At 60.9% G+C, this 24,362-nt stretch carries 26 protein-coding genes (1 of these 26 only partly in view); 11 read left to right on the top strand and 15 right to left on the bottom strand.

What is annotated here, in order from left to right; all coding sequences use genetic code 11:
- Nucleotides 1-1,303, top strand: partial view of a peptidoglycan DD-metalloendopeptidase family protein gene (locus tag PSAKL28_RS02420; protein WP_038606129.1) — the 3' portion only. 128 nt of this gene lie to the left of the window's left edge; the window shows 1,303 of its 1,431 coding nt (coding positions 129-1,431); its start codon lies beyond the left edge, outside the window; it ends in the stop codon at nucleotides 1,301-1,303.
- Nucleotides 1,304-1,306: 3 nt separating this feature from the next.
- Complete coding sequence (locus PSAKL28_RS02415; RefSeq protein ID WP_038606126.1) at nucleotides 1,307-2,398, top strand: anhydro-N-acetylmuramic acid kinase; 1,092 nt, start codon at nucleotides 1,307-1,309, stop codon at nucleotides 2,396-2,398.
- Nucleotides 2,399-2,458: 60 nt separating this feature from the next.
- Here PSAKL28_RS02415 and erpA read toward each other — a convergent pair whose 3' ends face one another.
- Entirely contained in the window at nucleotides 2,459-2,809 is a 351-nt protein-coding gene (gene erpA / locus PSAKL28_RS02410; RefSeq protein ID WP_028942121.1) for an iron-sulfur cluster insertion protein ErpA, read from the bottom strand.
- A gap of 156 nt (nucleotides 2,810-2,965) precedes the next feature.
- Nucleotides 2,966-4,000 carry an N-acetyl-gamma-glutamyl-phosphate reductase gene (gene argC, locus PSAKL28_RS02405; protein ID WP_038606122.1) on the bottom strand — a complete coding sequence of 345 codons (1,035 nt, stop codon included), beginning with the start codon at nucleotides 3,998-4,000 and terminating at the stop codon, nucleotides 2,966-2,968.
- Nucleotides 4,001-4,142: 142 nt separating this feature from the next.
- Here argC and hemJ point away from each other — a divergent pair, with 142 nt between their 5' ends.
- From hemJ to PSAKL28_RS02370, 7 genes are all read left to right on the top strand, one after another.
- Nucleotides 4,143-4,568, top strand: a complete 426-nt coding sequence (gene hemJ, locus PSAKL28_RS02400; RefSeq protein WP_038606118.1) for a protoporphyrinogen oxidase HemJ — start codon at nucleotides 4,143-4,145, stop codon at nucleotides 4,566-4,568.
- Nucleotides 4,569-4,601: 33 nt separating this feature from the next.
- A complete protein-coding gene (locus tag PSAKL28_RS02395) occupies nucleotides 4,602-5,558 on the top strand; it encodes an NAD(P)H-dependent flavin oxidoreductase (RefSeq protein ID WP_038606115.1) in 957 nt (318 codons plus the stop codon).
- A 31-nt stretch (nucleotides 5,559-5,589) separates the two neighbouring features.
- A complete protein-coding gene (locus PSAKL28_RS02390; protein ID WP_051939136.1) occupies nucleotides 5,590-6,051 on the top strand; it encodes a DUF805 domain-containing protein in 462 nt (153 codons plus the stop codon).
- A 75-nt stretch (nucleotides 6,052-6,126) separates the two neighbouring features.
- Nucleotides 6,127-6,900, top strand: a complete 774-nt coding sequence (locus PSAKL28_RS02385) for an SDR family NAD(P)-dependent oxidoreductase (RefSeq protein ID WP_038606112.1) — start codon at nucleotides 6,127-6,129, stop codon at nucleotides 6,898-6,900.
- Between the two features lie 71 nt (nucleotides 6,901-6,971).
- Nucleotides 6,972-7,310: a histidine triad nucleotide-binding protein gene (locus PSAKL28_RS02380; RefSeq protein WP_038606110.1), complete on the top strand. Its 339-nt coding sequence runs from the start codon at nucleotides 6,972-6,974 to the stop codon at nucleotides 7,308-7,310.
- A 65-nt stretch (nucleotides 7,311-7,375) separates the two neighbouring features.
- Entirely contained in the window at nucleotides 7,376-8,023 is a 648-nt protein-coding gene (coq7, locus tag PSAKL28_RS02375; RefSeq protein WP_038606107.1) for a 2-polyprenyl-3-methyl-6-methoxy-1,4-benzoquinone monooxygenase, read from the top strand.
- A gap of 8 nt (nucleotides 8,024-8,031) precedes the next feature.
- Nucleotides 8,032-9,072: a DUF2157 domain-containing protein gene (locus PSAKL28_RS02370; protein WP_038606105.1), complete on the top strand. Its 1,041-nt coding sequence runs from the start codon at nucleotides 8,032-8,034 to the stop codon at nucleotides 9,070-9,072.
- A gap of 64 nt (nucleotides 9,073-9,136) precedes the next feature.
- On the opposite strand, the gene PSAKL28_RS02365 is transcribed toward PSAKL28_RS02370, so the two are convergent.
- Nucleotides 9,137-9,559: an OsmC family protein gene (locus tag PSAKL28_RS02365; protein WP_038616192.1), complete on the bottom strand. Its 423-nt coding sequence runs from the start codon at nucleotides 9,557-9,559 to the stop codon at nucleotides 9,137-9,139.
- 188 nt (nucleotides 9,560-9,747) lie between these two features.
- On the opposite strand from PSAKL28_RS02365, the gene crp reads away from it, so the two are divergent.
- Nucleotides 9,748-10,392 (top strand): cAMP-activated global transcriptional regulator CRP, encoded by a 645-nt coding sequence (crp, locus tag PSAKL28_RS02360; protein ID WP_038606102.1) that lies wholly within the window; start codon nucleotides 9,748-9,750, stop codon nucleotides 10,390-10,392.
- Here the strand turns inward: crp and PSAKL28_RS02355 are convergent.
- From PSAKL28_RS02355 to PSAKL28_RS02340, 4 genes are read right to left on the bottom strand one after another with little or no spacing between them, the layout of a single operon-like run.
- Nucleotides 10,389-11,093: a lipoate--protein ligase family protein gene (locus PSAKL28_RS02355; protein WP_038606099.1), complete on the bottom strand. Its 705-nt coding sequence runs from the start codon at nucleotides 11,091-11,093 to the stop codon at nucleotides 10,389-10,391. The two genes, crp and PSAKL28_RS02355, sit on opposite strands and share 4 nt — an antisense overlap.
- A 53-nt stretch (nucleotides 11,094-11,146) precedes the next feature.
- A complete protein-coding gene (gene trpC, locus PSAKL28_RS02350) occupies nucleotides 11,147-11,983 on the bottom strand; it encodes an indole-3-glycerol phosphate synthase TrpC (RefSeq protein ID WP_038606098.1) in 837 nt (278 codons plus the stop codon).
- Nucleotides 11,980-13,029: an anthranilate phosphoribosyltransferase gene (gene trpD / locus PSAKL28_RS02345; protein ID WP_038606096.1), complete on the bottom strand. Its 1,050-nt coding sequence runs from the start codon at nucleotides 13,027-13,029 to the stop codon at nucleotides 11,980-11,982. Before trpD ends, trpC begins: the two co-directional genes overlap by 4 nt.
- A gap of 9 nt (nucleotides 13,030-13,038) precedes the next feature.
- Nucleotides 13,039-13,632: an aminodeoxychorismate/anthranilate synthase component II gene (locus tag PSAKL28_RS02340; protein WP_038606092.1), complete on the bottom strand. Its 594-nt coding sequence runs from the start codon at nucleotides 13,630-13,632 to the stop codon at nucleotides 13,039-13,041.
- Between the two features lie 398 nt (nucleotides 13,633-14,030).
- Here PSAKL28_RS02340 and estP point away from each other — a divergent pair, with 398 nt between their 5' ends.
- Complete coding sequence (gene estP, locus PSAKL28_RS02335; RefSeq protein WP_038606089.1) at nucleotides 14,031-15,935, top strand: esterase EstP; 1,905 nt, start codon at nucleotides 14,031-14,033, stop codon at nucleotides 15,933-15,935.
- A gap of 45 nt (nucleotides 15,936-15,980) precedes the next feature.
- On the opposite strand, the gene trpE is transcribed toward estP, so the two are convergent.
- The 8 genes from trpE to PSAKL28_RS02295 all read right to left on the bottom strand — a co-directional run bounded on the left by trpE (nucleotide 15,981) and on the right by PSAKL28_RS02295 (nucleotide 24,360).
- Nucleotides 15,981-17,462 (bottom strand): anthranilate synthase component I, encoded by a 1,482-nt coding sequence (trpE, locus tag PSAKL28_RS02330; RefSeq protein WP_038606086.1) that lies wholly within the window; start codon nucleotides 17,460-17,462, stop codon nucleotides 15,981-15,983.
- Between the two features lie 69 nt (nucleotides 17,463-17,531).
- A complete protein-coding gene (locus PSAKL28_RS02325) occupies nucleotides 17,532-18,350 on the bottom strand; it encodes a phosphoglycolate phosphatase (RefSeq protein WP_038606083.1) in 819 nt (272 codons plus the stop codon).
- The gene (rpe, locus tag PSAKL28_RS02320; protein ID WP_038606081.1) at nucleotides 18,347-19,021 is read right to left on the bottom strand and encodes a ribulose-phosphate 3-epimerase; all 675 of its coding nucleotides are present in this window, start codon (nucleotides 19,019-19,021) and stop codon (nucleotides 18,347-18,349) included. Before rpe ends, PSAKL28_RS02325 begins: the two co-directional genes overlap by 4 nt.
- Nucleotides 19,022-19,175: 154 nt before the next feature.
- Entirely contained in the window at nucleotides 19,176-20,003 is an 828-nt protein-coding gene (locus tag PSAKL28_RS02315) for an ABC transporter permease (RefSeq protein WP_038606078.1), read from the bottom strand.
- Nucleotides 20,004-20,014: 11 nt separating this feature from the next.
- Complete coding sequence (locus PSAKL28_RS02310; RefSeq protein ID WP_038606075.1) at nucleotides 20,015-21,262, bottom strand: ABC transporter permease; 1,248 nt, start codon at nucleotides 21,260-21,262, stop codon at nucleotides 20,015-20,017.
- Nucleotides 21,263-21,326: 64 nt separating this feature from the next.
- The gene (locus PSAKL28_RS02305) at nucleotides 21,327-22,361 is read right to left on the bottom strand and encodes an ABC transporter substrate-binding protein (RefSeq protein WP_038606073.1); all 1,035 of its coding nucleotides are present in this window, start codon (nucleotides 22,359-22,361) and stop codon (nucleotides 21,327-21,329) included.
- Nucleotides 22,362-22,401: 40 nt separating this feature from the next.
- Nucleotides 22,402-23,526 (bottom strand): ABC transporter ATP-binding protein, encoded by a 1,125-nt coding sequence (locus PSAKL28_RS02300; RefSeq protein ID WP_038606070.1) that lies wholly within the window; start codon nucleotides 23,524-23,526, stop codon nucleotides 22,402-22,404.
- A gap of 201 nt (nucleotides 23,527-23,727) precedes the next feature.
- Nucleotides 23,728-24,360, bottom strand: coding sequence for a response regulator (locus PSAKL28_RS02295; RefSeq protein WP_174446954.1), 633 nt, complete (start codon nucleotides 24,358-24,360; stop codon nucleotides 23,728-23,730).
- Nucleotides 24,361-24,362 lie beyond the last annotated feature (2 nt).

Raw genomic sequence — 24,362 nt, 5'->3', positions numbered from 1 at the left:
AACCACCTTGAACCTCGAGCTGGAAAGCCCTGCCGAGCAGCTCAAGCAAGAACCGGACGCACCACTGGCGCAGAACGCAGAGGCATCCACCGCTTCACCGTTTGCCCAGATCGACAACAGCCCTGCGCCCACCGAGGAGACCGCCAAGGTCGAGCCGGCTGCTGCACCTGCGCCAGTACCAACTGCCCCAGCCAAGGACCCTAGCCATCGCGAAGTGACCGTAAGCCGTGGCGACACCCTGTCGACCCTGTTCGCCAAGGTCGGCCTGCCGGCCAGCGCTGTGCAAGAAGTACTGAGCAGTAACAAACAGGCGAAACAGTTCAGCCAGCTCAAAAGTGGCCAAGTGCTGCAGATCGAACTGGACAAGGACGGTCAGCTGGCCAGCCTGCACAGCAAAGTCAGCAACCTGGAAACCATTCGCCTGACCAAAGGCGCAAACGGTTACGCCTTCAATCGCGAAGTCAGCAAACCGGTGATGCGCTCGGCCTATGCCCACGGTGTAATCAAGAGTTCGCTGTCAGCATCCGGCCAGCGCGCCGGTCTGCCCCACAGCATGACCATGGATCTGGCACGGATCTTCGGCTACGACATCGACTTCGCCCAGGATATCCGCCAGGGCGACGAGTTTGACGTGATCTACGAGCAGAAGGTCATGGACGGCAAGGTGGTTGGCAACGGCAACATCATTTCTGCCCGCTTCACCAACCGCGGCAAGACCTTCACCGCCGTTCGCTACACCAACAAGCAGGGCAATACCAACTACTACACCGCTGACGGCAACAGCATGCGCAAGGCCTTCATCCGCACCCCGGTTGATTTCGCCCGCATCAGCTCGCGCTTCTCGGCCGGTCGCAAGCACCCGATCCTCAACAAGATCCGCGCCCACAAGGGTGTCGACTACGCCGCACCACGTGGCACCCCGATCAAGGCTGCCGGTGACGGCAAGGTGTTGCTCGCCGGACGTCGCGGCGGATACGGCAACACCGTAATCATCCAGCATGGCAACCGCTACCAGACCCTCTACGGCCACATGCAGGGCTTTGCCAAGGGTGTGAAAACCGGCGGTTCCGTCAAACAGGGCCAGGTCATCGGCTATATCGGTACCACCGGCCTGTCCACCGGACCGCACCTGCACTATGAGTTCCAGGTCAACGGCGTCCATGTCGATCCGCTGGGGCAAAAGCTGCCGATGGCCGATCCGATCGCCAAGGCCGAGCGTCAACGCTTCCTGCAGCAGAGCCAGCCACTGGTGGCTCGCATGAACCAGGAAAAAGCCACCATGCTCGCTTCCAACAAGCGCTAAGCGATGGCTCTTTATCTGGGGGTGATGTCCGGGACCAGCCTCGACGGCCTGGACATCGCCTTGATAGCACAGGAGCAGAGCACCCGTCTGCTCGCTACCCACTACATCCCCATGCCCGCCAGTCTGCGCCAGGACCTGCTGGACCTGTGCGCCAGCGGCGCGGATGAAATCGCTCGCGCCGCGCTGGCAGAAGCACAGTGGGTCAAGCTGGCAGCTCAGGGTATCGAACACCTGCTGGCCGCCCAAAACCTCAAGCCAACCGATATTCGCGCCATTGGCAGCCATGGCCAGACCATCCGCCATGAGCCGGCACGCGGCTTCACCGTGCAGATAGGCAATCCTGCTTTGCTCGCCGAGCTCAGCGGTATCTGCGTGGTGGGTGATTTTCGGCGCCGTGATGTGGCCGCAGGTGGCCAGGGTGCACCGCTGGTTCCGGCCTTTCATGAGGCACTATTCGAGCATCAGGGACAGCGCCTGGCCGTGCTCAACGTTGGCGGTTTCAGCAATCTCAGCCTGATCGAACAGGACAAGCCAGTCAGTGGTTTCGACTGCGGCCCGGGTAACGTGCTGCTTGATGCCTGGATTCATGAGAAGCAGGGCCGCAGCTACGATGCCGATGGCACCTGGGCAGCCAGTGGCCAGGTGCATGCCGGTCTGCTTGCCGGCCTGCTCAGCGACCCGTTCTTCGCCGGTACCGGCCCGAAGAGTACAGGGCGCGAAGTATTCAACCTGCCCTGGCTCATGCACCACCTGGCCACACAGCCGGCGATTGCCGCTGCCGATGTCCAGGCCACGCTGCTTGAGCTCACAGCCCACAGCATTGTCAGCTCCCTGCAGACAGCCCAGGAAGACACCCAGGCATTGCTGGTCTGTGGGGGTGGCGCCCACAATGGCACACTGATGAACCGTCTGGCCGCCCTGCTCCCTCGCGCCCGTGTCAGTAGCACTGCAGCCCACGGCATTGACCCGGACTGGGTCGAAGCCATGGCCTTTGCCTGGCTCGCCCACTGCTGCCTGCAAGGTATTCCGGGCAATCGTCCAAGCGTCACAGGCGCCCGCGGCCTGCGAGTGCTCGGCGCGATTTACCCAGCCTGAACCGCACACAGCAAAACGCCGCGCATTAGCGCGGCGTTTGCGGTGCAACCAACCCAGCGATCAAATCGAGAACGACGAACCGCAACCACAGGTGGTGCTGGCGTTCGGGTTCTTGATGACAAAACGCGAGCCTTCCAAGCCTTCCTGGTAATCCACTTCGGCTCCTGCCAGGTACTGGAAGCTCATCGGGTCGACCACCAGGGCCACCCCTTCACGCTCGACGATGGTGTCGTCTTCAGCGACATCTTCATCAAAAGTAAAACCATATTGAAAACCCGAGCAACCGCCCCCGGTCACGAACACTCGCAACTTCAGGCGATCATTGCCTTCTTCATCGACCAGGGTCTTCACCTTGTGCGCTGCACCCTCAGTGAACTGCAATGCCACAGGGGTGAAGGATTCGACGCTCATGCTGACTATCTCCCGGCGCTATGCCGCCATAATGCGTGATGACGCGCATTATCCGCTTCTCCGAGAAAATCGGTCAACAATTGTGCGGCTTTCGTCTGGGTGCCGAGCAGAAACAACAAGGCCCGCACAAGGCGGGCCCGCTATCAGCAACACTACTTATGGCAGCAAGCCGGCATGCGACAGTCCCATGCGCTCATCCAGCCCGAAGAGGATGTTGAGGTTCTGTACGGCCTGGCCCGACGCACCTTTGACCAGGTTGTCGATGACTGACAGCACGACAACAAGGTCACCTCCCTGCGGCCGGTGCACGGCAATACGGCAGACGTTTGCACCGCGCACGCTACGGGTTTCCGGGTGGCTGCCGGCGGGCATCACGTCGACGAACGGTTCATCGGCATAGCGTTTTTCGAACAGCGCCTGCAGATCGACCGAGGTGTCGGCAACCGTTGCGTACAGGGTGGAATGAATGCCACGGATCATCGGCGTCAGGTGCGGAACGAAGGTCAGGCCGACGTCGCTCCCTGCCGCCCGGCGCAGGCCCTGGGTAATCTCTGGCAGGTGGCGGTGACCTTTGACCGCGTAGGCTTTCATGCTTTCACCGGCCTCACAGAACAGCGAACCCACCGCCGCGCCACGACCAGCACCACTCACGCCCGACTTGCAGTCGGCGATCAAGCGCGAGGCGTCAGCGATACCGGCTTCCAGCAATGGCAGGAAACCCAGCTGTGTAGCGGTAGGGTAGCAACCCGGTACGGCAATCAGGCGCGCCTGGCGAATCTGCTCGCGGTTGACTTCTGGCAGGCCATAGACCGCATCTTTGAGCAGTTCCGGTGCGCCATGGGGCTGGCCATACCATTTGGCCCACTCAACGGCATCCTGCAGACGGAAGTCAGCAGACAGGTCGATGACCTTGGTGCCTGCCGCCAACAGTTCGCCCGCCAGGGCATGGGCAACACCGTGAGGGGTGGCGAAGAACACCACATCACAGGCCGCCAGGGTTTTCACGTCCGGCACGCTGAACGCCAGGCCGTCGTAATGGCCACGCAGGTTCGGGTACATGTCGGCAACCGCCAGGCCGGCTTCGGAACGCGAAGTGATTACCGCCACCTCAGCCTGTGGATGCTGTGCCAACAGACGCAGCAACTCGACCCCGGTATAACCCGTGCCGCCAACGATACCGACCTTGACCATAACGCGTGCCCCTTATCAACGAACCTACAGGAAAGCCCACGATAATAGGGGGCCTGAAACACGCCCACAACTGTTGAGATGGCCCGCCAGGCGCCTAGCCTCTACTATCTGACGACCGTGAACCCTGAAGGAACTCAACTCCATGCTTTTTCTCTGGATCAAAGCGCTGCATATCGTCAGCGTGGTCTGCTGGTTTGCCGGGCTGTTCTACCTGCCCCGCCTGTTTGTCTACCACGCGCAAAGCCAGGACAGCACCAGCCAGGAACGCTTCGTGACCATGGAGCGCAAGCTGTATCGCGGCATCATGCTGCCTTCGATGATCGCCACGCTGGTCTTCGGTATCTGGTTGATGAGCCTGACCCCGAGCTTTCTCAGCCAGGGCTGGATGCACGCCAAGCTCACGCTGGTGATCCTGCTGATCGGTTATCACCACATGTGCGGCGCCCAGCTCAAGCGCTTCGCCCGCGGCGAAAACACCCGAAGCCACGTGTTCTACCGCTGGTTCAATGAAGTACCGGTGCTGATCCTGCTGGCTGTGGTAATTCTGGTGGTGGTCAAACCGTTCTAACCTAAACCCTTACTCAGCCTCGGGATACCTGCCATGTCATTGCCTGCCCTGCTCGAACAACGCTTGCGTCTGCCGGTGGTTGCGGCACCCATGTTTCTGATCTCCAACCCGCAACTGGTGCTGGCCTGTTGCGCCAACGGGATCGTCGGCAGTTTCCCGGCGCTGAACCAGCGTGACAGTAGCGGCTTCAAGGCCTGGCTCGAGGAAATCGAGGCAGGTCTGGCCGCCCCGGACAAACCTGCGCCCTACGCGGTCAACCTGATCGTGCACCAGAGTAATCCGCGCCTGCACGCAGACCTGGCACTGTGCGTCGAACACAAGGTGCCGATTGTCATCACCAGTCTCGGTGCCGTGAAGGAACTGGTCGATGCCGTGCACAGCTATGGCGGTCTGGTGTTTCATGACGTAACGACCCGGCGCCACGCCGAGAAAGCCGCTGAAGCCGGGGTCGATGGACTGATCGCTGTCGCCGCCGGTGCCGGTGGCCACGCGGGCACCTGGAGCCCGTTCGCGCTGATTGCCGAGATCCGCCAGTTCTTCGACAAGACGTTACTGCTGGCCGGCTGCATCAACCGCGGCCATGAAATTCTCGCCGCGCAGCTACTCGGCGCAGACCTGGCGTACCTGGGCACCCGCTTTATCGCCACTCACGAAAGCCAGGCCCCAGGCCCCTACAAAGAAATGATGCTAGCGGCCAAGGCAGCCGATATCATCCACACCGCTGCGGTTTCCGGGGTGCCTGCCAGCTTCATGCGCCAGAGCCTGGAAAACGCCGGTTTCGACATGGCCGCCCTGCGCAGCCACACCGAAACCAAACTCAAACCCATTAGTGATGAGGCCAAGGCCTGGAAGACCGTATGGTCGGCAGGGCAAGGCGTCGGCGCCATCGACAAACTGTGCGCTGTCGAGCAACTGATCGCCAGCCTGGATGCCGAGTACCGCCAGGCACAGGCCTCGGCCACAGCCCTGAGTCGTCACTGGCCGGGCTGAGCCACGATGCACCACGGCAAAGGAAGCCCGCATGAACAACAGCTTGATCGCCACCACCTCAACCAAACCGCAGTTCATGAGCACCAAGGGGCGGATCGGCCGGGTTCGCCTGCTGGCCTGGAGTTTCGCGCTGGCGGTGGCAACGATCAGTGGCCTGGTCGTCCTGGCCTGGGTGGCCAGCGCGGTGTCGTCAGATCTGGTCGGTTTTCTGGTGATTGCCGGTTTGCTCATCGCCCGAATTCTCAGCATGTTGCTGATTGTCCAGCGCCTGCACGACCTGAACTGGAGCGGCTGGTTTTGCTGGCTGGCATTGATGCCTTGGGTCGGCGACTTCTTTGTCCTGGTACTGGTGCTGCTGCCAGGCAATCAAGCGAGCAACCGCTTCGGCCCGGTGCCACCGCTCGACAGTTCAGTAGAACGGGGCCTGGCCTGCCTGTGGCCAGTACTAATCCTGGGTTTTATCGGCATCGCTGCCACCAAGGGCGGATTCTAGCGCCAGCCAGCAGCACGCCCGACGCCGTACCTGTAAACTGGGCGCTTTGGCCTCCCTTCCAGACTGGAGAACTGCATGACCCGTTACGCCATGATCACCGGTGCCTCCAGCGGCCTGGGCCTGGCACTGGCCGAGGCGCTGGCACGTCGGGGACGCAATCTGATCCTGGTGGCCCGCCAGCGTGACCCACTGGAAAGCATCGCCATCGAGCTGACCCAGCGTTTTGGCGTCGAAGTGCTGTTTCGCGCCTGCGATCTGGGCGAACCACTGCGACTGTCCGGTTTCCTGCTGGAACTTGAAGAAAGCGAGCGCCACATCGACCTGCTGGTCAACTGCGCCGGCATTCGCTCCTACGGGCCGTTCCTGGCCCAGGAATGGGGCGACGAGCAGGACCTGATCGAAGTGAACATTCTCGCCCTGACCCGACTTTGCCATGCGCTAGGCAATGCCATGGCCGTCCAGGGTGGCGGGCAGATCCTCAATGTCGCATCCCTCTCAGCCTTTGCTCCAGGGCCATGGATGAGCAGCTATGCGGCGAGCAAGGCGTATGTATTGCACTTCTCCGAAGGTTTGCGTGAAGAACTCAAACGCACCGGCATCAAGGTTTCGGTGCTCTGCCCAGGCCCGGTCCGCTCGCCGTTGCGGCGCATCCCGCGCCTGGAAAAGGGCAAGCGCTGCCTGAGTCCCGAGGAAGTCGCCCTGTACACCGTGCGCGCCCTGGACAAGAACCGTGCGCTGATCATTCCCGGTCGGCGCAACCGCTGGCTGGCATTCAGCCCACGCCTGCTGTCGCGCTGGATGACCCGCAAGCTGGCGGGCGCCATCAATCAAGCCTATTGCCCACGCTGAACGCGCGGGGCTGGGCGTCGATACCCAGCCTGAGTACACTCAGGCCCGATCCCTCACATGGAGCAACCGTAGTGGAAACTCTGTTCACCAAGATCATCAACCGGGAAATCCCGGCCAAGATCATCTACGAGGACGACCAGGTTCTGGCCTTCCACGATATCGCCCCACAGGCGCCGGTGCATTTTCTGGTCATCCCGAAAAAGCCTATCCGCACACTCAATGATCTGACCGAAGACGACAAGGGCCTGGCTGGACACATCCTGTTCACTGCCCAGCGGCTGGCCAAGGAACTGGGCTGTGAAGACGGTTTCCGCGTAGTCATGAACTGCAATGAACTGGGCGGCCAAACGGTCTACCACATCCATATGCACGTACTGGGTCAGCGTCAGATGCACTGGCCGCCGGGCTGATCCAGGGCAAGCCCGATCACCTCGATTGCGGTAAACTGTCGGGCACATTCTTGCGGAGGTGCCCGATGGCTACCGAACGTCACTATTCGCCGCTCGACCGCTTGTTGCTGCAGGCCGATACCGCCATGCGCACCTTGCTGCCCTTCAGCGGCCAACCATCCCGCCCGTCACCGGCCATCATCCAGCCGGATGTCACCCTGGACGATACCCAGACCCGCCACGTGGCCGGCCTCATGCGTATCAACCATACCGGTGAAGTCTGCGCGCAGGCGCTGTATCAGGGTCAGGCCCTGACCGCCAAGCTGCCACAAGTGCGCAAGGCCATGGAGCACGCGGCCGAAGAAGAGATTGATCACCTGGCCTGGTGCGAACAGCGTATCCGTCAGCTCGGTAGTCACCCAAGCGTACTCAATCCACTGTTCTACGGCATGTCGTTTGGCATCGGCGCACTGGCCGGTCTGGTCAGCGACAAGGTCAGCCTGGGTTTTGTTGCCGCCACCGAGCATCAGGTGTGCAAGCACCTGGACGAGCACCTGGAGCAGATTCCGAGCGAAGATGAAAAATCCCGGGCTATCCTTGAACAGATGCGCGTCGACGAAGAACAGCACGCCGAATCAGCCCTGGAGGCTGGCGGCTTCCGCTTCCCTGCCCCCGTGCGTTTTGGCATGAGCCTGATGGCCAAGGTCATGACCAAAAGTACCTACCGTATCTAGGACATGCCATGGCGGAACGCTTCGATGCCAAGGACCTGGCCCGCGCAGTGAGCGCAGGCGTTCTGAACCCGGGCCAGGACCAGGCCCTGCTTGAGTTTCTCAAGCACCAACCGAGCACGCAGGCTAGCTTCCAGCTGGCTCATGTGGCGTTCTACCTCGGCGCACTGCTGATCATGGCCGCCATGGGCTGGCTGCTCAACGAGGCCTGGATGCGTATCGGCGACAGTGCTTTGCTGCTGATCGCCGTGGCCTACATTGCCGTTCTGACTCTGGGTGGGTTATTCATGCAACGCCGCGGGCAGATCATCCCTGCCGGTGTGCTCGGCGCAGTTGCAGTCAGTATTGTGCCTCTGGCGGTGTTCGCAGTGGAGCGGCTCACCGGTTTCTGGCCGCTTGACGACACCCAGACCGGTTACCACAACTACTACACCTATGTGCAAGGTGGCTGGCTGCTGATGGAAGCGGCAACGGTTGTCGCCGGTTTGCTGATGCTGCGGGTGATCCCCTTCCCTTTTATCGTCATGCCGATCGCCCTGGCCCTGTGGTTCATGTCCATGGACCTGAGCGAATGGTTCTACGGTCATACCTTCAACTGGGAACAGCGCCTTGCCGTGTCGTTGTGGTTCGGCCTGGTAGTGCTGGCTGTATTCCTGGTGATCGATGGCCGCACCCGCCAGGACTTTGCCTTCTGGGGATACCTTGCCGGTCTTCTGGCCTTCTGGCTGGGGTTGAGCCTGATGGAAAGCGACAGCCAGCTGGGCAAAGCCTTTTACTGCCTGATCAACCTCGGCCTGATGGGCTTGGCGGTATTGCTTCGCAGACCGATGTTCATGGTCTTTGGCGCCATGGGCGTGGCAGCATACCTGGGCTACCTGTCGTACGAAGTCTTTGAAGACTCCCTGCTGTTCCCGCTGATACTGAGCCTGATCGGCCTGGGCGTTATTGCGCTCGGGCTGCTTTATCAGAGACACCGTGAAGATCTGAGTCGACGCTTGCGCGCGCTACTACCCAAGGGGCTGGAGCAACTGCTGCCTGGGCTGCGCCGTTGATTCATTGATCGCGGGGCAAGCCCGCTCCCACAGTAGGAGCGGGCTTGCCCCGCGATGACATAAATCAGCCGAGTTCGACAATCTCGTAGCTATGGGTGATCTCAACACCGGCACGACCCAGCATGATCGACGCCGAGCAATATTTTTCTGCCGACAGCTCTACGGCGCGCTTCACTTGAGCGTCCTTGAGCCCGCGGCCTTTGACCACGAAATTCAGGTGGATCTTGGTAAACACCTTGGGATCTTCGCTGGCGCGTTCGGCTTCAAGGAAGGCTTCGCAGCTTTCCACCGCCTGACGGGATTTTTTCAGGATGCTGACCACATCGAAGTTGCTGCAGCCACCCAGGCCCAGCAAGAGCATTTCCATCGGCCGTACACCCAGGTTACGCCCGCCTGCCTCGGGTGGGCCGTCCATGACCACGACATGGCCACTGCCCGATTCGCCGAGAAACATGGCTTCACCTGCCCACTGGATACGCGCCTTCATCATCCGGACTCCCTTGCTTAAAAAGGCTGCCAGCTTAGACCCTGAAGCGCCCGCGGAAAAGCTCAAGCGTGCGAGTATATCTGCCGATATAACAACAAGTGTCTGATAAGCTGACGCCAAATCACTGGCGCGCGTCGCCAGACTACCTATAAAAGTGTACAAGCGTTGCCTCTTTCCGGGATTCAGCCATGGTTGCCTCAGCCCTTCCAGCCAAGATCAAGAACATCGACAAGCTACTCGCCCATTGCCAACGGCGGCGCTTTGCGGCCAAGAGCAATATCATCTGCGCCGGTGATAAAGCCGATAGCCTGTCATTTATCGTCAAAGGCTCAGTGACGATCCTGATCGAGGATGACGATGGCCATGAGATGATCATTGCCTACCTCAACAGCGGTGATTTCTTTGGCGAGCTGGGCCTGTTCGAACCTGCCGGCCAGGAACATCAGCGCAGTGCCTGGGTACGGGCAAAGAGCGAATGTGAAGTAGCGGAAATCAGCTATGAGAAATTCCGCGAACTGGCTCGTCAGGACCCCGACATTCTCTATGCATTGGGCAGCCAGATGGCCCAGCGACTGCGCAACACCACGCGCAAAGTCGGTGACCTGGCGTTTTTCGATGTCACCGGACGCGTTGCCCGCTGCTTGCTGGAGCTGTGCAAACAACCCGATGCGATGACCCACCCCGACGGCATGCAGATCAAGATCACCCGTCAGGAGATCGGTCGTATCGTCGGTTGTTCACGGGAGATGGTCGGCCGCGTCCTCAAGGATCTTGAGGAACGCAGCCTGGTACACGTCAAGGGCAAGACCATGGTGGTCTTCGGCACCCGCTAGTCGCGGGCGATGCCTTCGATCACTTCAGCGTAAGCCTGGCCGAGGCGCTCGAGCAAAGGCGCCTCGGGCACCACCTCGTGCAGGGCGATATGGCTGTCGGCCAGGCAACGCTGCTCCAGCTCGCAACATTCGTTGAAGCGGTTGACCGCAGCCACCATCGACTCGCGCTCGTTATCCAACAACAATGCGCCGTGCACCAGCACCACTGGACGCTTGCCGCCCAGCCCCTGGCGCCAGCGCTGGGCCGTGCCTACCAGTTTGCGGCCATTGAGATTGACGTTGTAGCGACCGTCACAGAACGCCCCTTCGATTTCGCCTACCGAGGCCAGTCCGCCCCATTCACGCAACACATCGCACAAAGGCAGGCACAGGCGTTCGTAGGCATTTTCGATTCGGCCGTGGTCGCCTTCACTGCGAGGGGCCACATAGATCAGCGCGATATTGATCACCGCGGGCGATTGCGGCACCGGCTCGCCACCTGTTTCGCGCAACAACACCGGCCATCCGGCAACCGCCAGCTCGGCACAGGCCGCCTCGAAGCCTTCAAGACGACTCATGCGCCGCGGCATGACCAGGGCATGATCGGTCGGGCGCCAGAACAACAGGCCATAGTCCTTTTCGCCCTTGCACACTGCTGCCAGCAGATCCTGCTCGGCATGCAGCCCGGCCTCGACAGTCACATCCACTAATTGATCAGTCATCGCAATAACCTTGTAGATACAAAAAAGCCGGCAATGCCGGCTTCAGAGTCGAATCAGTCCAGTCCGTGCACCGGATTCTGCACGGCGCGCTCAGGGAAGAACAGACGCTGCAACTCCAGCCCCGGATGCTCGGCGCGCATGAAAGCTTCACCGACCAGGAACGAGTAGACCTCGTTGATTTCCATCAGCTCGACATCCGCGCGATTGAGAATACCGCTCTCGGTAATCGCCAGACGGTCGCGAGGAATCCGCGGCAGCAGGTCGAGGGTGGTTTCCAGGCTGACCTCAAAGGTATGCAGGTTGCGGTTGTTGACGCCGACCAGCGGGGTGTCGAGGGTTTTCAGCGCGCGCTCCAGCTCATCGCCGTCGTGTACCTCAACCAGCACATCGAGACCGACGCTTTTCGCGGTGGCAGCCAGCTCGGCCATCTTCACATCATCCAGCGCCGAAACGATCAACAGCACACAGTCGGCGCCCAGGGCACGGGCTTCGACGATCTGGTACGGATCGATCATGAAGTCCTTGCGGATCACCGGCAGCTTGCACGCCGCACGGGCTTGCTGCAGGTAGGCATCGGCCCCCTGGAAATAGTCGACGTCAGTGAGCACCGACAGACAGGTCGCACCACCTTTTTCGTAGCTGACGGCGATTTCGGCCGGCACGAAATTTTCGCGGATCACACCCTTGCTCGGCGAAGCCTTCTTGATCTCGGCGATGACTGCAGGCTGTTTACGCTTGGCCTGTTCGATCAGCGCCTTGGCAAAACCGCGTGGTGCATCGGCGGCGGCAGCCAGGCGCTCAAGCTCGGCGAGGCTGACCCGGGCGCTGCGCTCGGCAACTTCCTGAACCTTGCGCGCGAGAATGTTTTCCAGAACCGTCGGTACACTCATCCTTCATTCTCCAGCTTGAATACGGCGGTGAAAGCGCCCAGCTCTTCGAGTTTTTCCCGGGCAAGGCCGGTGTGCAGTGCGTCGTGGGCAAGCTCGACGCCTTGCTTGAGGGTCATGGCGTGATCGGCGGCGTACAGCGCGGCACCGGCATTGAGCACGATCATTTCCGCAGCCTTTTGGCCATTCTCGGTCTTGCGCCGCCCCAATGCATCGCGGATCAATTCCAGCGACTTTTCCGGGCTCTCGACCGCCAGGCCATGCAGGCTCTGGCTCTTCATGCCGAGATCTTCGGGCTCGACCCAGTACTCGGTAATCTGGTCATTCTTGAGCTCAGCAACGAAAGTCGGCGCGGCCAGGCTGAATTCGTCCAGACCATCCTTGGAGTGCACCACCAGCACATGCTTGCTGCCCAGCCGCTGCAGCACTTCGGCCAACGGACGGCACAGGGCCTGGGTGAACACACCGACCACCTGGTGCTTCACACCGGCCGGATTCGTAAGCGGGCCAAGCATGTTGAACAAGGTGCGCAAGCCCAGATCACGACGTGGGCCGGCGGCATGTTTCATCGCCTTGTGGTGGGTCTGGGCAAACATGAAGCCGATGCCGACGCTGTCGATGCAACGGGCAACCTGCACGGGCGTCAGGTTCAGGTAGATGCCGGCAGCTTCGAGCAGGTCGGCGCTGCCGCTTTTGCCCGAAACGGCACGGTTACCATGCTTGGCCACGGTGCAACCGGCGGCGGCTACAACGAAGGCCGAAGCGGTGGAGACGTTGAAGATGTTTGCGCCATCTCCACCGGTGCCGACCACATCGACCACTTGATCCAGGGTATTGAGTTCGACCTTGTCGGCCAGCTCGCGCATCGCCGACACCGCGCCGACGATTTCGTCGATGCTTTCGCTCTTCATGCGCATGCCCATCATGAAGGCACCGATCTGCGCTTCACTGCACTGGCCGGTCATGATCTCGCGCATCACATCGCGCATTTCTTCAGTGCTCAGGTCCAGGTGGCCGACGATGCGGCTGAGCGCGCTCTTGATATCCATGATCGATCCTTAGCGGCGGCCGCCGGTCTGTTTGAGGAAGTTGGCGAACAGCTCGTGGCCCTGCTCGGTGAGGATCGACTCGGGGTGGAACTGCACCCCTTCTATATTCAGGGTCTTGTGCCGCAGGCCCATGATCTCGTCCACCGAACCGTCTTCAAGGGCAGTCCAGGCCGTTACTTCGAGGCACTCGGGCAGGGTTTCACGCTTGACCACCAGCGAGTGGTAGCGGGTCACGGTCAGCGGGTTGTTCAGGCCGTTAAATACGCCCAGGTCCTTGTGGATAACCGGGCTGGTCTTGCCATGCATGACCTGGCGGGCCCGCACAACATCGCCGCCAAAGGCCTGGCCAATGGACTGGTGGCCCAGGCAGACGCCGAGAATCGGCAGCTTGCCGGCAAAGTGCAGAATCGCCTCGATGGAAACACCGGCCTCGGTCGGAGTGCACGGACCGGGGGAAACCACAATGCGTTCGGGGTTCAGGGCTTCGATCTGGGCGATGGTCAGTTCGTCGTTGCGAATGACTTTGACCTCTGCACCCAGCTCGCCGAGGTACTGCACGACGTTGTAGGTGAAGGAGTCGTAATTGTCGATCATCAGTAACATCTGGGTTCAACCTCTTGCATCTACTGACTTTAATGACATGCCTTGCGCGCGAGTGACATACGCGGCCCGCTCTGTGTGCGACGGTAATTTCCGAATGCAGTGACAGTGACAGCGGTGTGAAAAAGGCAAAGCGATACTGGGCCGGAAAAACCGGCAGGAGATAAAGTCAGGCGCGCCAACGCCAACGGGCGTGGGCCTTGATAACGCGCATCAAGAGTTTGCTGACGATCAACACGGGGTAGGTCTCGTTCATACGTTCCCGCACAGTAGCTTACCGCAGCGGCGCACGCAATATGGCTGGAAGCATGGGGAAACGAATGACCGGGTAAACAATACCCCCTGATTTGCTAAGGTCGCTCGGGCGGATTCTATAAAAACAATGAAAAGGGACCTCTTCGATGCAAAAACCTCCATTTTTCCGCTCATTACTCGGCACGTTACTGCTAGCCAGCAGCCAGGCATTTGCCGCGCCTTCACCCTATTCGACGCTGATCGTTTTTGGTGACAGCCTCAGTGATGCCGGGCAATTCCCGGACCCCAGCGACCCAAGCGGCAGCGGCCTGCGCTTCACCAACCGCGACGCAAATGGCCAGTACGCTGCGGTATCGCCCATGCTGCTAGGGGCACAACTGGGTATCGCGCCGAGCGAACTGGGCGCCTCCACCTCCCCGGTGAATACCGCCCTGGGTCGCCCCGATGGCAACAACTGGGCGGTGGGCGGCTACCGTACCGACCAGATCTACGAGTCCATCACCGGTAGCTCATTGACCGTCATCCCCCCGGGTAACCCCGGAGCCGGCACCGTTTTGCGTGAGCGTCCCGGTTATCTTGCCGGGGGCCTGCGAGCCGACCCGAACGCGCTCTACTATCTGACCGGTGGCGGTAACGACTTCCTTCAGGGGCTGGTCACCTCCCCGGCTGGCGCCGTAGCCGCAGCTGATCGCCTGGCCGCCAGCGCCCACGCGCTGCAACAGGGGGGAGCGCGCTACATCATGGTCTGGCTGCTGCCCGACCTGGGTCTGACGCCAGCATTCAGCGGTACTGCACAGCAGGGGCCACTGTCGCAGTTGAGCAGTGTCTTCAATCAGGAGCTGGTGCGGCAACTGGGGCAGATCGATGCGCAGATTATTCCGCTGAACGTGCCCCTGCTGCTTCAGGAAAGCGTCAACGCGCCACAACAGTTCGGCCTTGCCGTCGGCCAGAATCTGGTCGGCACCTGTTACAGCGGCAATGGTTGCCTGGAAAACCCGCTGTACGGAATCAACAGCGCCACGCCTGATCCAGACAAGCTGCTGTTCAACGACTCGGTCCACCCCACCAGCGCCGGACAGAAGCTGATTGCCGACTACGGTTACTCGCTGCTTGCCGCCCCCTGGGAACTGACGCTACTGCCGGAAATGGCTCACGCCAGCCTGCGTGCGCATCAGGACGAACTGCGCAACCAATGGCAGAGCGACTGGCAAGGCGTCGGCCAGTGGCAAGCCATCGTTGCCGCCAGCGGACAGAAGCTGGATATCGATGGCCAGCGCAGTTCGGCCAGCGCCGATGGCCATGGCTACAACCTGACCCTGGGTGGCAGTTACCGCCTCGACGAGGCCTGGCGCATCGGTCTGGCCGTCGGTATCGATCAGCAGAAGCTCGAAGCCGGTGCCCACGACTCCGAGTACAAGCTCGACAGTTATCTGACCAGCGCATTCGCCCAGTTCCAGCGCAACCAGTGGTGGGCCGATGCCGCATTGAGCGTGGGGCACCTGGACTATGGTGACCTGAAGCGTACATTCGCCCTGGGGATCAACGAGCGCAGCGAAAAAGGTGATACCGACGGCGAAGTCTGGGCCTTTGCCGCGCGCCTGGGCTATGACCTGGCTCAGGCAGACAGCGACTGGCACCTGTCACCCTTTATCAGTGCCGACTATGCCCGCGTGAAAGTCGATGGTTACTCGGAGAAAGGCGCCCGTGCTACGGCATTGAGTTTTGATGATCAGGAACGTGAATCACGCCGACTGGGCCTCGGCCTGCTGGGCAAATACCGGATTGCACCGGCCACCCAGCTGTTTGCCGAAATCGCCCATGAGCATGAGTTCGAGGATGATCAACAGGACCTGAGCCTGCACCTGAACAGCCTGCCGGGCAACGACTTCACCCTCACCGGCTACACCCCGCAGAGCAATATGAATCGCGCCAGCCTGGGTGTGGCTCATCAGTTGGCACCGCAACTGGCACTGCGCGCCGGATACAACTGGCGCAAGAGTGACGAACTGACCCAGCAAGGGATCAACCTGGCCCTGAGTCTGGACTTCTGACGGCATAAAAAAACGGCGCTCATCTGGAGCGCCGTTTTTTCAACTTCAGCTGCGCGGCGTTTGTTCCGCCAGCGCTACCGCGCGGAACATCGCCCGGCGTTTGTTGATGGTCTCTTCCCACTCCAGCGCCGGCACCGAGTCGGCAACGATACCGCCACCGGCCTGGACATGCAGCTCACCATCCTTGATGACCGCTGTGCGGATCGCGATGGCGGTGTCCATGTTGCCGTTCCAGGCAAAGTAGCCGACCGCGCCACCGTAGACACCGCGCTTGACCGGCTCAAGCTCATCGATGATTTCCATCGCGCGGATCTTCGGCGCCCCGGACAAGGTCCCGGCGGGCAGAATGGCGCGCAACGCATCCATCGCGCTGAGGCCTTCTTTCAGTTCACCGGTGACATTGGAAACGATGTGCATGACGTTGGAGTAACGTTCGATCACCATCTTCTCGGTAACCTTGACCGTACCGGTTGCCGACACCCGGCCGGCGTCGTTGCGGCCCAGGTCGATAAGCATCAGGTGCTCGGCGATTTCCTTGTCGTCCGACAGCAGATCCTCTTCCAGCGCACGATCAGCCTCTTCGGTGGCGCCACGTGGGCGGGTACCGGCAATCGGGCGCACGGTGACCAGATTGTCTTCGACCCGAACCAGCACTTCCGGCGAGCTGCCCACTACGTGGAAGTCACCGAAGTTGAAGAAATACATGTACGGCGTCGGGTTGAAGCAACGCAGCGCCCGGTACAGGTCGATAGGCGCTGCCTTGAAGTCGATCGACATACGCTGCGACGGCACAACCTGCATGCAGTCGCCGGCCAGGATGTATTCCTTGATGGTATCGACCGCACGCTCGTAGTCACTCTGGGTGAAGCTGGAACGGAAGGTCGGCTCGGCGGCTTGCGGGCCACCCAGCTCCAGGCCGCGACGCGGGGTAATTGGCTGGCGCAGCTGTTCAAGCAAGCCTTCCAGACGTGCCAGGCCGTTTTCGTAGGCCTGTTCCTGGGCCGGATCGACCAGCACGATGGCGTGCATCTTGCCCGCCAGATTGTCGAACACCACCACGGCGTCGGACACCATCAGCAGAATATCCGGCACGCCCAGCGGATCCGGATTCGGGCATTTGCCCAGACGCTTCTCGACATAGCGCACGCAGTCATAACCGAAGTAGCCCACCAGGCCACCATTGAAGCGCGGCAGACCGGCAATGGTCGGGACGTTGTAGCGCTCTTTGAAGGACTCGACGAAAGCCAGCGGATCTTCCACGTCGTGACGTTCGATTTCGTCGCCGTCATGGGTGATGCGTACCTGATGGTCATGCACGCGCAGCACAGTGCGGCACGGCAGACCAATGATCGAGTAACGCCCCCATTTCTCACCGCCCTGCACAGATTCAAGCAGGTAGGAGTTGGATTGATCGGCCAGTTTCAGGTAGATCGACAACGGCGTGTCGAAGTCGGCCAGCGTCTCGCAGGCCAGGGGAATACGGTTGTAGCCGGCAGCGGCCAGGCGCAGGAATTCTTCGCGGGTCATGATAGCCTCGTGGCAAACAGCAAATGGGTCAAACAGGCAAACGGGCCGGCAACGGCCGGCAGCGAACAGTCAGGCGCGCCAACGCCAACGGGCCAGGGCCTTGATGACTTTCATCCAGAGTTTGCCGGTAACCGCCACGATGGAATCTCGATCTTTGGGGGAATGAACGTCAGCCAACGTTATCCCAGTGGCCGCATCTAAGCAACCGGGCAACAGCGCACGCAGGTCATCGATGACCAGGCACGGCTCTTCTTCGCTGATCGGCCGTCCGTGATTGTAGCCATAGCTCAAGCCCACGCACTTGACCCCGGCTGCTTTGGCCGCCAGCACGTCGCTGCGCGAATCGCCAACGAACAAGGCGGCTTCAGCCGAGACGTTGGCCATTTTCATGACGAACAGCAATGCTGCCGGATCGGGCTTCTTCTGCGGCAGCGTGTCGCCACCGATGATCCAGCGAAAATAACGACCGATTTTCATCTGGTCGAGCAACGGCGCGACAAAGCGCTCCGGCTTGTTGGTGATCAGGGCCATTTCCACGCCCTGTTTGTGCAACCACTTGAGCGTGTCGCGCACGCCGGGGTACACCACGGTTAGCTGGTGGTTGTCGGCATAGGCCTGCAGGAACAACTCCAGGCCTTTTTCTGCCTCGTCTTCATCGACGTCGGCATGATCCAGACCACCGGCCAGGGCCCGGCGCACCAGCACCGGGGCACCATTACCGACCCAGTGGCGTACCGCCTCCAGGCCAGCGGGCTTGCGCCCCATTTCGAGCAGCATGTTATCCACCGCCGCTGCCAGGTCCGGTACCGAATCGATCAGGGTACCGTCCAGATCAAACATCACCAGTTTGGGCAGTGCGCCGGGGAACAGCTGCTCGAAGCCGCTCATGGGCGCGCCAGGGCCAGTTCGGCATGCATCTTGGCAATGACCTCCTGGTAGTTCGGGGTATTGAAGATCGCCGAACCGGCGACGAAGGTATCGGCACCGGCGGCAGCGATCTCACGAATGTTGTTCACATTCACCCCACCGTCGATTTCCAGACGGATATCGCGGCCGCTGGCATCAATCAGCGCACGGGCTTCGCGCAGCTTGTCGAGGGTGCCGGGAATGAATTTCTGACCGCCAAAACCTGGGTTGACGCTCATCAACAGGATCATGTCGACCTTGTCCATCACGTACTTGAGGGTGTCGAGCGGGGTTGCCGGGTTGAACACCAGGCCGGCCTTGCAACCACCGTCACGAATCAACTGTAGTGAACGATCGATGTGCAGGGTGGCTTCCGGATGGAAGGTAATGTAGCTGGCGCCCGCTTCGATGAAGTCGCCGATGATGCGGTCGACCGGGCTGACCATCAGGTGCACGTCGATCGGCGCGGTGATGCCGTACTTGCGCAGTGCGGTGCAGACCATAGGGCCGATGGTCAGGTTCGGTACGTAGTGGTTGTCCATTACGTCGAAGTGAACGATGTCGGCACCAGCGGCCAGTACATTGTCGACCTCCTCGCCCAGGCGAGCGAAGTCGGCAGAAAGAATCGAGGGGGCAATTGCGTAGGGCTGCATGGCGCACCTGTAGGGCAGAATCACAGTGGCGCGCATTGTACCTCAGGCGAATGGCCATGGGCTGACCGGTATCAAAGCGGTCGTCGGAAGTCGATCGCGGGGCAAGCCCGCTCCCACTGGGACTCGGTAGGAGCGGGCTTGCCCCGCGATAAATTCAACCCGGTTGCTGAGTCCGCAGTTTTTCACTACGCCCACGTAGCCATTCCAAGGTCAGCAACAAGAGGACCGAGAACGCAATCAGCAAGGTCGCCGCCGCGGCGATGGTCGGGCTGAGGTTCTCGCGGATACCGCTGAACATCTGCCGTGGCAGGGTCGCCTGCTCGGGGCCGGCGAGGAACAGGGTCACCACCACTTCGTCGAACGAGGTGGCAAAGGCAAACAGGGCGCCGGAGATCACCCCGGGGGCAATCAGTGGCAAGGTCACCCGACGGAAGGCCGTCAGCGGCGAAGCCCCCAGGCTGGCAGCCGCACGCACTAGGTTGTAGTTGAAGCCCTGCAGGGTCGCCGACACAGTGATGATGACGAACGGCACACCCAGCACCGCATGCACCAGAATCAGCGAAATGAAGCTGTTACCCATGCCCAGCGGCGCGAAGAACAGGTAGCTGGCGACACCGATGATCACCACCGGCACCACCATCGGCGAAATCACCAGAGCCATGATCAGTGGCTTGCCGGGGAAGTCACCGCGGGTCAGGCCGATCGACGCCAGGGTGCCAAAGACCATGGCCAGCGCGGTCGCCGCCGGGGCGACGATGATGCTGTTCTTCAACGCCCGCATCCACTCGGCCGAGGCAAAGAAGTCGTGGTACCACTGCAACGAAAAGCCTTGCAGCGGATAGACCAGGAAGCTGCCGGAGTTGAACGACAACGGAATGATCACCAGTACCGGTAACACCAGGAACAACAGGATCAGCCCGCAGAGGATGCGCAAACTGTAGAACCAGACCCGCTCAACGGGCGACATGTAAGGGCTCAGCATGACAACGCTCCTCAGCTCAGACGCAGGCGGCTGGCGCCGACCAGCCAGCTATAGATCAGGTACAGAATGACAGTAGCGAGCAGCAGCAGACCGCCCAACGCAGTAGCCATGCCCCAGTTGATGCTGGTGTTGGTATAGAACGCCACGAAGTAGCTGACCATCTGGTCGTTCGGGCTGCCGAGCAGCGCCGGGGTGATGTAGTAGCCGATGGCCAGGATGAACACCAGCAGACAGCCCGCGCCTACACCTGCGTAGGTCTGCGGGAAGTACACCCGCCAGAAGCTGGTGAACGGATGGCAGCCCAGGGAGATCGCCGCACGCATGTAGGTGGGTGAGATGCCCTTCATCACGCTGTAGATCGGCAGGATCATGAACGGCAGCAGAATGTGGACCATGGAGATGTACACACCGGTGCGGTTGAATACCAGCTCCAGCGGTTTGTCGATGATCCCCACGGCCATCAGCGCGCTGTTGATCAAGCCACCCGATTGCAACAGCACGATCCAGGCGGCAACCCGCACCAGGATCGAAGTCCAGAACGGCAGCAGTACCAGGATCATCAACAGGTTGCTCTGCCGGGTTGGCAGGTTGGCCAGCAAATAGGCCAGCGGATAAGCCAGCACCAGGCAGATGGCGGTGATGACAAAGCCCATCCACAGGGTACGGGTGAAGATGTCCAGGTAAATGGCCTGGTCCGGGGTAGCCTTGGCCAGCTCGCCGAGATCATCGATGCGGTGATCCAGAGCCGCCAACAGGTAGAACGGGGTGACGCTACTGGTGTTACGACGAATGGCCTGCCAGTAGGCCGGATCGCCCCAGCGCTCGTCCAGCTCTTGCAGTGCTTCTTTATAAGAAGCCGGCTCGGTCTTGAACGGCAAGGCTCGAGCGGTTTTCGCCAGCAGGCTGCGATAGCCGGCCAGCTCCATGTTCAGACGCTTGGAGGTGTCGCCGAGTGTCTGGTTCTTGCGCGCCTGGCCAAGGTCTTCGCTCAGTGCCTTGTACACCGATTCGTCCGGCAGGCCCTTGCCGTCCCACTGCGTGACCGCCGCAACGGTCTGCGGCAAGCCTGTGACAACTTCCGGGTTACCGACGCTCTTGTAGAGCAGCGCGGCAATCGGCACCAGGAAAACCAGCAGCAGGAACAGCGCCAGCGGCGCGATCAGGGCTTGCGCCTTCCAGCGGTTGACCCGCTCGGCACGCGCCAGACGCTGCTTGAGTGTGGAACCGGCGCCTTCATTCAGGGGCACTGCGATGGCCATAGCGAACTCCGAAATCTTGAGAACAGGAAGCGTCGGCGACGTGCCGACGCTCCATCAGCCGACCTTACTTGGCAGCCCAGGCGTTGAAGCGTTGCTCCAGTTGCTCGCTGTTGTCGGCCCAGAAGGCGACGTCAATCTGCACCTGGTTGGCAATGTTTTCCGGGGTGGTCGGCATGTCTTTCTTGATCTCGTCGGAGAGCAGGCTCACCGCTTTGGAGTTGGCCGGACCGTAGGCAATGTTTTCCGAGTAGATCTTCTGCTGCTCAGGCTTGACCGAATAGGCGATGAACTTCTTGGCTTCTTCGGCATTTTTCGCGCCCTTTGGAATGGCCCAGGCGTCGAAATCGTAGATGCCGCCGTTCCATACCACCTTCAGGTTGCTTTCTTTCTGTACTGCGGCGATCCGGCCGTTGTAGGCCGAGCTCATGACTACGTCACCCGAGGCCAGGTACTGTGGCGGCTGAGCGCCAGCTTCCCACCACTGGATGCTTGGCTTGAGTTCGTCGAGTTTCTTGAAGGCGCGATCCTGGCCTTCTTTGGTGCCGAGTACCTTGTAGACATCTTTAGGCGCGACACCGTCGGCCATCAGGGCGAATTCCAGTGTGTACTTGGCGCCCTTGCGCAGACCACGCTTGCCCGGGAACTGCTTGGTGTCCCAGAAATCGGCCCAGCTGGTTGGCGCGGTTTTCAGTTTGTCGGCGTTGTAAGCCATCACCGTGGACCAGACGAAGAAGCCGACGCCGCACGGTTGGATAGCACCTGGGACATAGTCGGCCTCGTCGCCGAACAGCGCCGGATCGAGTTCTTCGAACATGCCTTCGTCACACCCACGGGCCAGTTCCGGCGACTCGACCTCGACCAGGTTCCAGGACACGCTCTTGGTGTCGACCATGGCTTTGACCTTGGCCATTTCGCCGTTGTACTCGCCCGCAACGATCTTGCCGTTGCCAGCCTTTTCCCATGGCTCGTAGAACGCTTTGGTCTGGGCTGCCTTGTTGGCACCACCGAAAGAGATCACGGTCAGGTCAGCCGCCGCCATGGCCTGGCCCGCCGCAAACAGCCCCAGCGTCAGAGCGGTCAACTTCAAGTGCTTTAGCATTATTATTTTCTCCACAGTACAGGGTTGGTGAAGCAAACCTTCAATTGGCTTCCAGGATCGGATCGAGCGCGCGGGCGTGCTCCACTTCCCAGCCAAGCGGTACCACGTCGCCCACGGCCAGGGCCGGGTCGAGTTCAGCAATCGGCTGCTTCACGAAGAAATCGGCCTTGCCGCACACCTCCAGGCGCACCCGTACGTGGTCACCCAGATAGATGAATTCGGCCACCCGCCCGGAGAAGCGGTTGACGCAGCTCTCGCTGTGGCCATTGAGGCGTACGCGCTCGGGGCGGATCGACAGGGTCACCGGTTCGCCGCTCTGGCCGACATTGACCGCCAATGCCTCGACCTTCTCACCGCGGGCCAGCTGCACCAGGCAACGCTCGCCGTCCTGACTGATCAGGCGGCCATTGATGCGGTTGTTTTCACCGATGAAGTTGGCGACGAAGGTGTTCTTCGGCTCTTCATAGAGCGTGCGCGGATCGGCGATCTGCTGGATTTCGCCCTGATGGAACACGGCCACGCGATCAGACATGGTCAGAGCTTCGCCCTGGTCGTGGGTCACATACACCACGGTGACGCCCAGGCGCTGGTGCAGGTGTTTGATTTCCATCTGCATGTGTTCACGCAGCTGCTTGTCGAGCGCGCCGAGCGGTTCGTCCATCAGCACCAGCTGTGGCTCGAACACCAATGCCCGCGCCAGGGCCACCCGCTGCTGCTGGCCGCCGGACAACTGGCCGGGATAGCGCTTGGCGAACGCATCGAGCTGGACCATGTTGAGCACGCGCTTGACCCGCTCGCTGATGTCGGTCTTGCTCAGGTTGCGCACACTCAAAGGGAAGGCGAGGTTCTCCGCCACGGTCATGTGCGGGAACAGTGCGTAGTTCTGGAACACCATGCCGATGTCGCGTTTGTGCGGCGGCACGTTGTTGATCGAGCGTCCGGCCAGCTGGATTTCGCCGGCGGTCGGGGTCTCGAAGCCTGCCAGCATCATCAGGCTGGTGGTCTTGCCGGAGCCGGAAGGGCCGAGCAAGGTCAGGAATTCGCCTTTGCGAATATCCAGATTGAGGTCTTTGACGATCAACGTTTCGCCGTCATAGCTCTTCTGCACACCGCGGAAGCTGACCAGCACTTCGCCGGCTGCAGCGCTCGAATTCACCTCACTCATACCCGTACCTTCTTGTTGGATGACTGCCGTGCTGACAGCCTAGTGAAGGGGCGAGGCGGCGCAAATCGGGGGTGGAGAGAGATTGGTATCAGCGGGATGGAAGGCTTGGGGTAGGGATTGCCCTACAAGGATGGCGTTTTTGGATATGTCATCGCGGGGCAAGCCCGCTCCCACAGCCCCGCGATGTCGCAATCAGAACACTCAGAGCAACTTGTGCTCCATGGCGTACTTCACCAACTCCGCCAGCGAGTTCACATTGAGCTTCTGCATCAGGCGCGCCTTGTGGGTGCTGATGGTCTTGTTGCTCAGTGCCAGCTGCTGGGCAATGTCGTTGACGTTGGCGCCCTGGGCCAGGCGCTCGAACACCGAAAACTCGCGCTCCGACAGCAGCGAATGCAGGGGCCGGGCGTCAGTCAGGCCGACCTCGAAGACCATCCGGTCAGCCAGATCCGGATCAATATACCGACCACCGCCGGCCACCCGCCGAATGGCCGTCAGCAACAAGGCCGGATCGCTGTCCTTGGTCGCATAGCCCGCAGCACCGACCTTCAGCGCCCGCGCGGCCATCTGCGCCTCGTCATGCATCGACAGCACCAGGATCGCTGGCGGGTTGCTCAAGGCGCGGATCCGCGGAATCGCCTCAAGGCCATTGACCCCAGGCATGGAGATATCCAGCAACACCACTTCGCAGTCGGTATGCCGCAAAGTCTCCAGCAATTGCTCGCCATTACCGGCCTCCCCTGCCACCTGCATATCCTTGGCTAGGCCAATCAACTGCTTGATGCCTTCACGAACGATGGTGTGGTCTTCGGCAACCAGAACTCGAATCACAATAC

This window comes from Pseudomonas alkylphenolica (assembly GCF_000746525.1).
GTDB classification, from domain to species: domain Bacteria; phylum Pseudomonadota; class Gammaproteobacteria; order Pseudomonadales; family Pseudomonadaceae; genus Aquipseudomonas; species Aquipseudomonas alkylphenolica.
Note: the sequence above shows the minus strand (reverse complement) of the source record. Positions and strands in the feature narration are given on the sequence as shown.

Coding starts and splice junctions, on each gene's coding strand:
- estP (WP_038606089.1), top strand. CDS start 14,031: ATGCAAAAACCTCCATTTTTCCGCTCATTACTCGGCACGTTACTGCTA.
- PSAKL28_RS02315 (WP_038606078.1), bottom strand. CDS start 20,003: ATGCTGAGCCCTTACATGTCGCCCGTTGAGCGGGTCTGGTTCTACAGT.
- trpC (WP_038606098.1), bottom strand. CDS start 11,983: ATGAGTGTACCGACGGTTCTGGAAAACATTCTCGCGCGCAAGGTTCAG.
- trpD (WP_038606096.1), bottom strand. CDS start 13,029: ATGGATATCAAGAGCGCGCTCAGCCGCATCGTCGGCCACCTGGACCTG.
- PSAKL28_RS02415 (WP_038606126.1), top strand. CDS start 1,307: ATGGCTCTTTATCTGGGGGTGATGTCCGGGACCAGCCTCGACGGCCTG.
- PSAKL28_RS02390 (WP_051939136.1), top strand. CDS start 5,590: ATGAACAACAGCTTGATCGCCACCACCTCAACCAAACCGCAGTTCATG.
- PSAKL28_RS02310 (WP_038606075.1), bottom strand. CDS start 21,262: ATGGCCATCGCAGTGCCCCTGAATGAAGGCGCCGGTTCCACACTCAAG.
- argC (WP_038606122.1), bottom strand. CDS start 4,000: ATGGTCAAGGTCGGTATCGTTGGCGGCACGGGTTATACCGGGGTCGAG.
- PSAKL28_RS02340 (WP_038606092.1), bottom strand. CDS start 13,632: ATGTTACTGATGATCGACAATTACGACTCCTTCACCTACAACGTCGTG.
- PSAKL28_RS02370 (WP_038606105.1), top strand. CDS start 8,032: ATGGCGGAACGCTTCGATGCCAAGGACCTGGCCCGCGCAGTGAGCGCA.
- PSAKL28_RS02365 (WP_038616192.1), bottom strand. CDS start 9,559: ATGAAGGCGCGTATCCAGTGGGCAGGTGAAGCCATGTTTCTCGGCGAA.
- PSAKL28_RS02305 (WP_038606073.1), bottom strand. CDS start 22,361: ATGCTAAAGCACTTGAAGTTGACCGCTCTGACGCTGGGGCTGTTTGCG.
- trpE (WP_038606086.1), bottom strand. CDS start 17,462: ATGACCCGCGAAGAATTCCTGCGCCTGGCCGCTGCCGGCTACAACCGT.
- PSAKL28_RS02385 (WP_038606112.1), top strand. CDS start 6,127: ATGACCCGTTACGCCATGATCACCGGTGCCTCCAGCGGCCTGGGCCTG.
- PSAKL28_RS02395 (WP_038606115.1), top strand. CDS start 4,602: ATGTCATTGCCTGCCCTGCTCGAACAACGCTTGCGTCTGCCGGTGGTT.
- PSAKL28_RS02325 (WP_038606083.1), bottom strand. CDS start 18,350: ATGAGCGGCTTCGAGCAGCTGTTCCCCGGCGCACTGCCCAAACTGGTG.
- hemJ (WP_038606118.1), top strand. CDS start 4,143: ATGCTTTTTCTCTGGATCAAAGCGCTGCATATCGTCAGCGTGGTCTGC.
- PSAKL28_RS02355 (WP_038606099.1), bottom strand. CDS start 11,093: ATGACTGATCAATTAGTGGATGTGACTGTCGAGGCCGGGCTGCATGCC.
- PSAKL28_RS02300 (WP_038606070.1), bottom strand. CDS start 23,526: ATGAGTGAGGTGAATTCGAGCGCTGCAGCCGGCGAAGTGCTGGTCAGC.
- coq7 (WP_038606107.1), top strand. CDS start 7,376: ATGGCTACCGAACGTCACTATTCGCCGCTCGACCGCTTGTTGCTGCAG.
- erpA (WP_028942121.1), bottom strand. CDS start 2,809: ATGAGCGTCGAATCCTTCACCCCTGTGGCATTGCAGTTCACTGAGGGT.
- crp (WP_038606102.1), top strand. CDS start 9,748: ATGGTTGCCTCAGCCCTTCCAGCCAAGATCAAGAACATCGACAAGCTA.
- rpe (WP_038606081.1), bottom strand. CDS start 19,021: ATGCAGCCCTACGCAATTGCCCCCTCGATTCTTTCTGCCGACTTCGCT.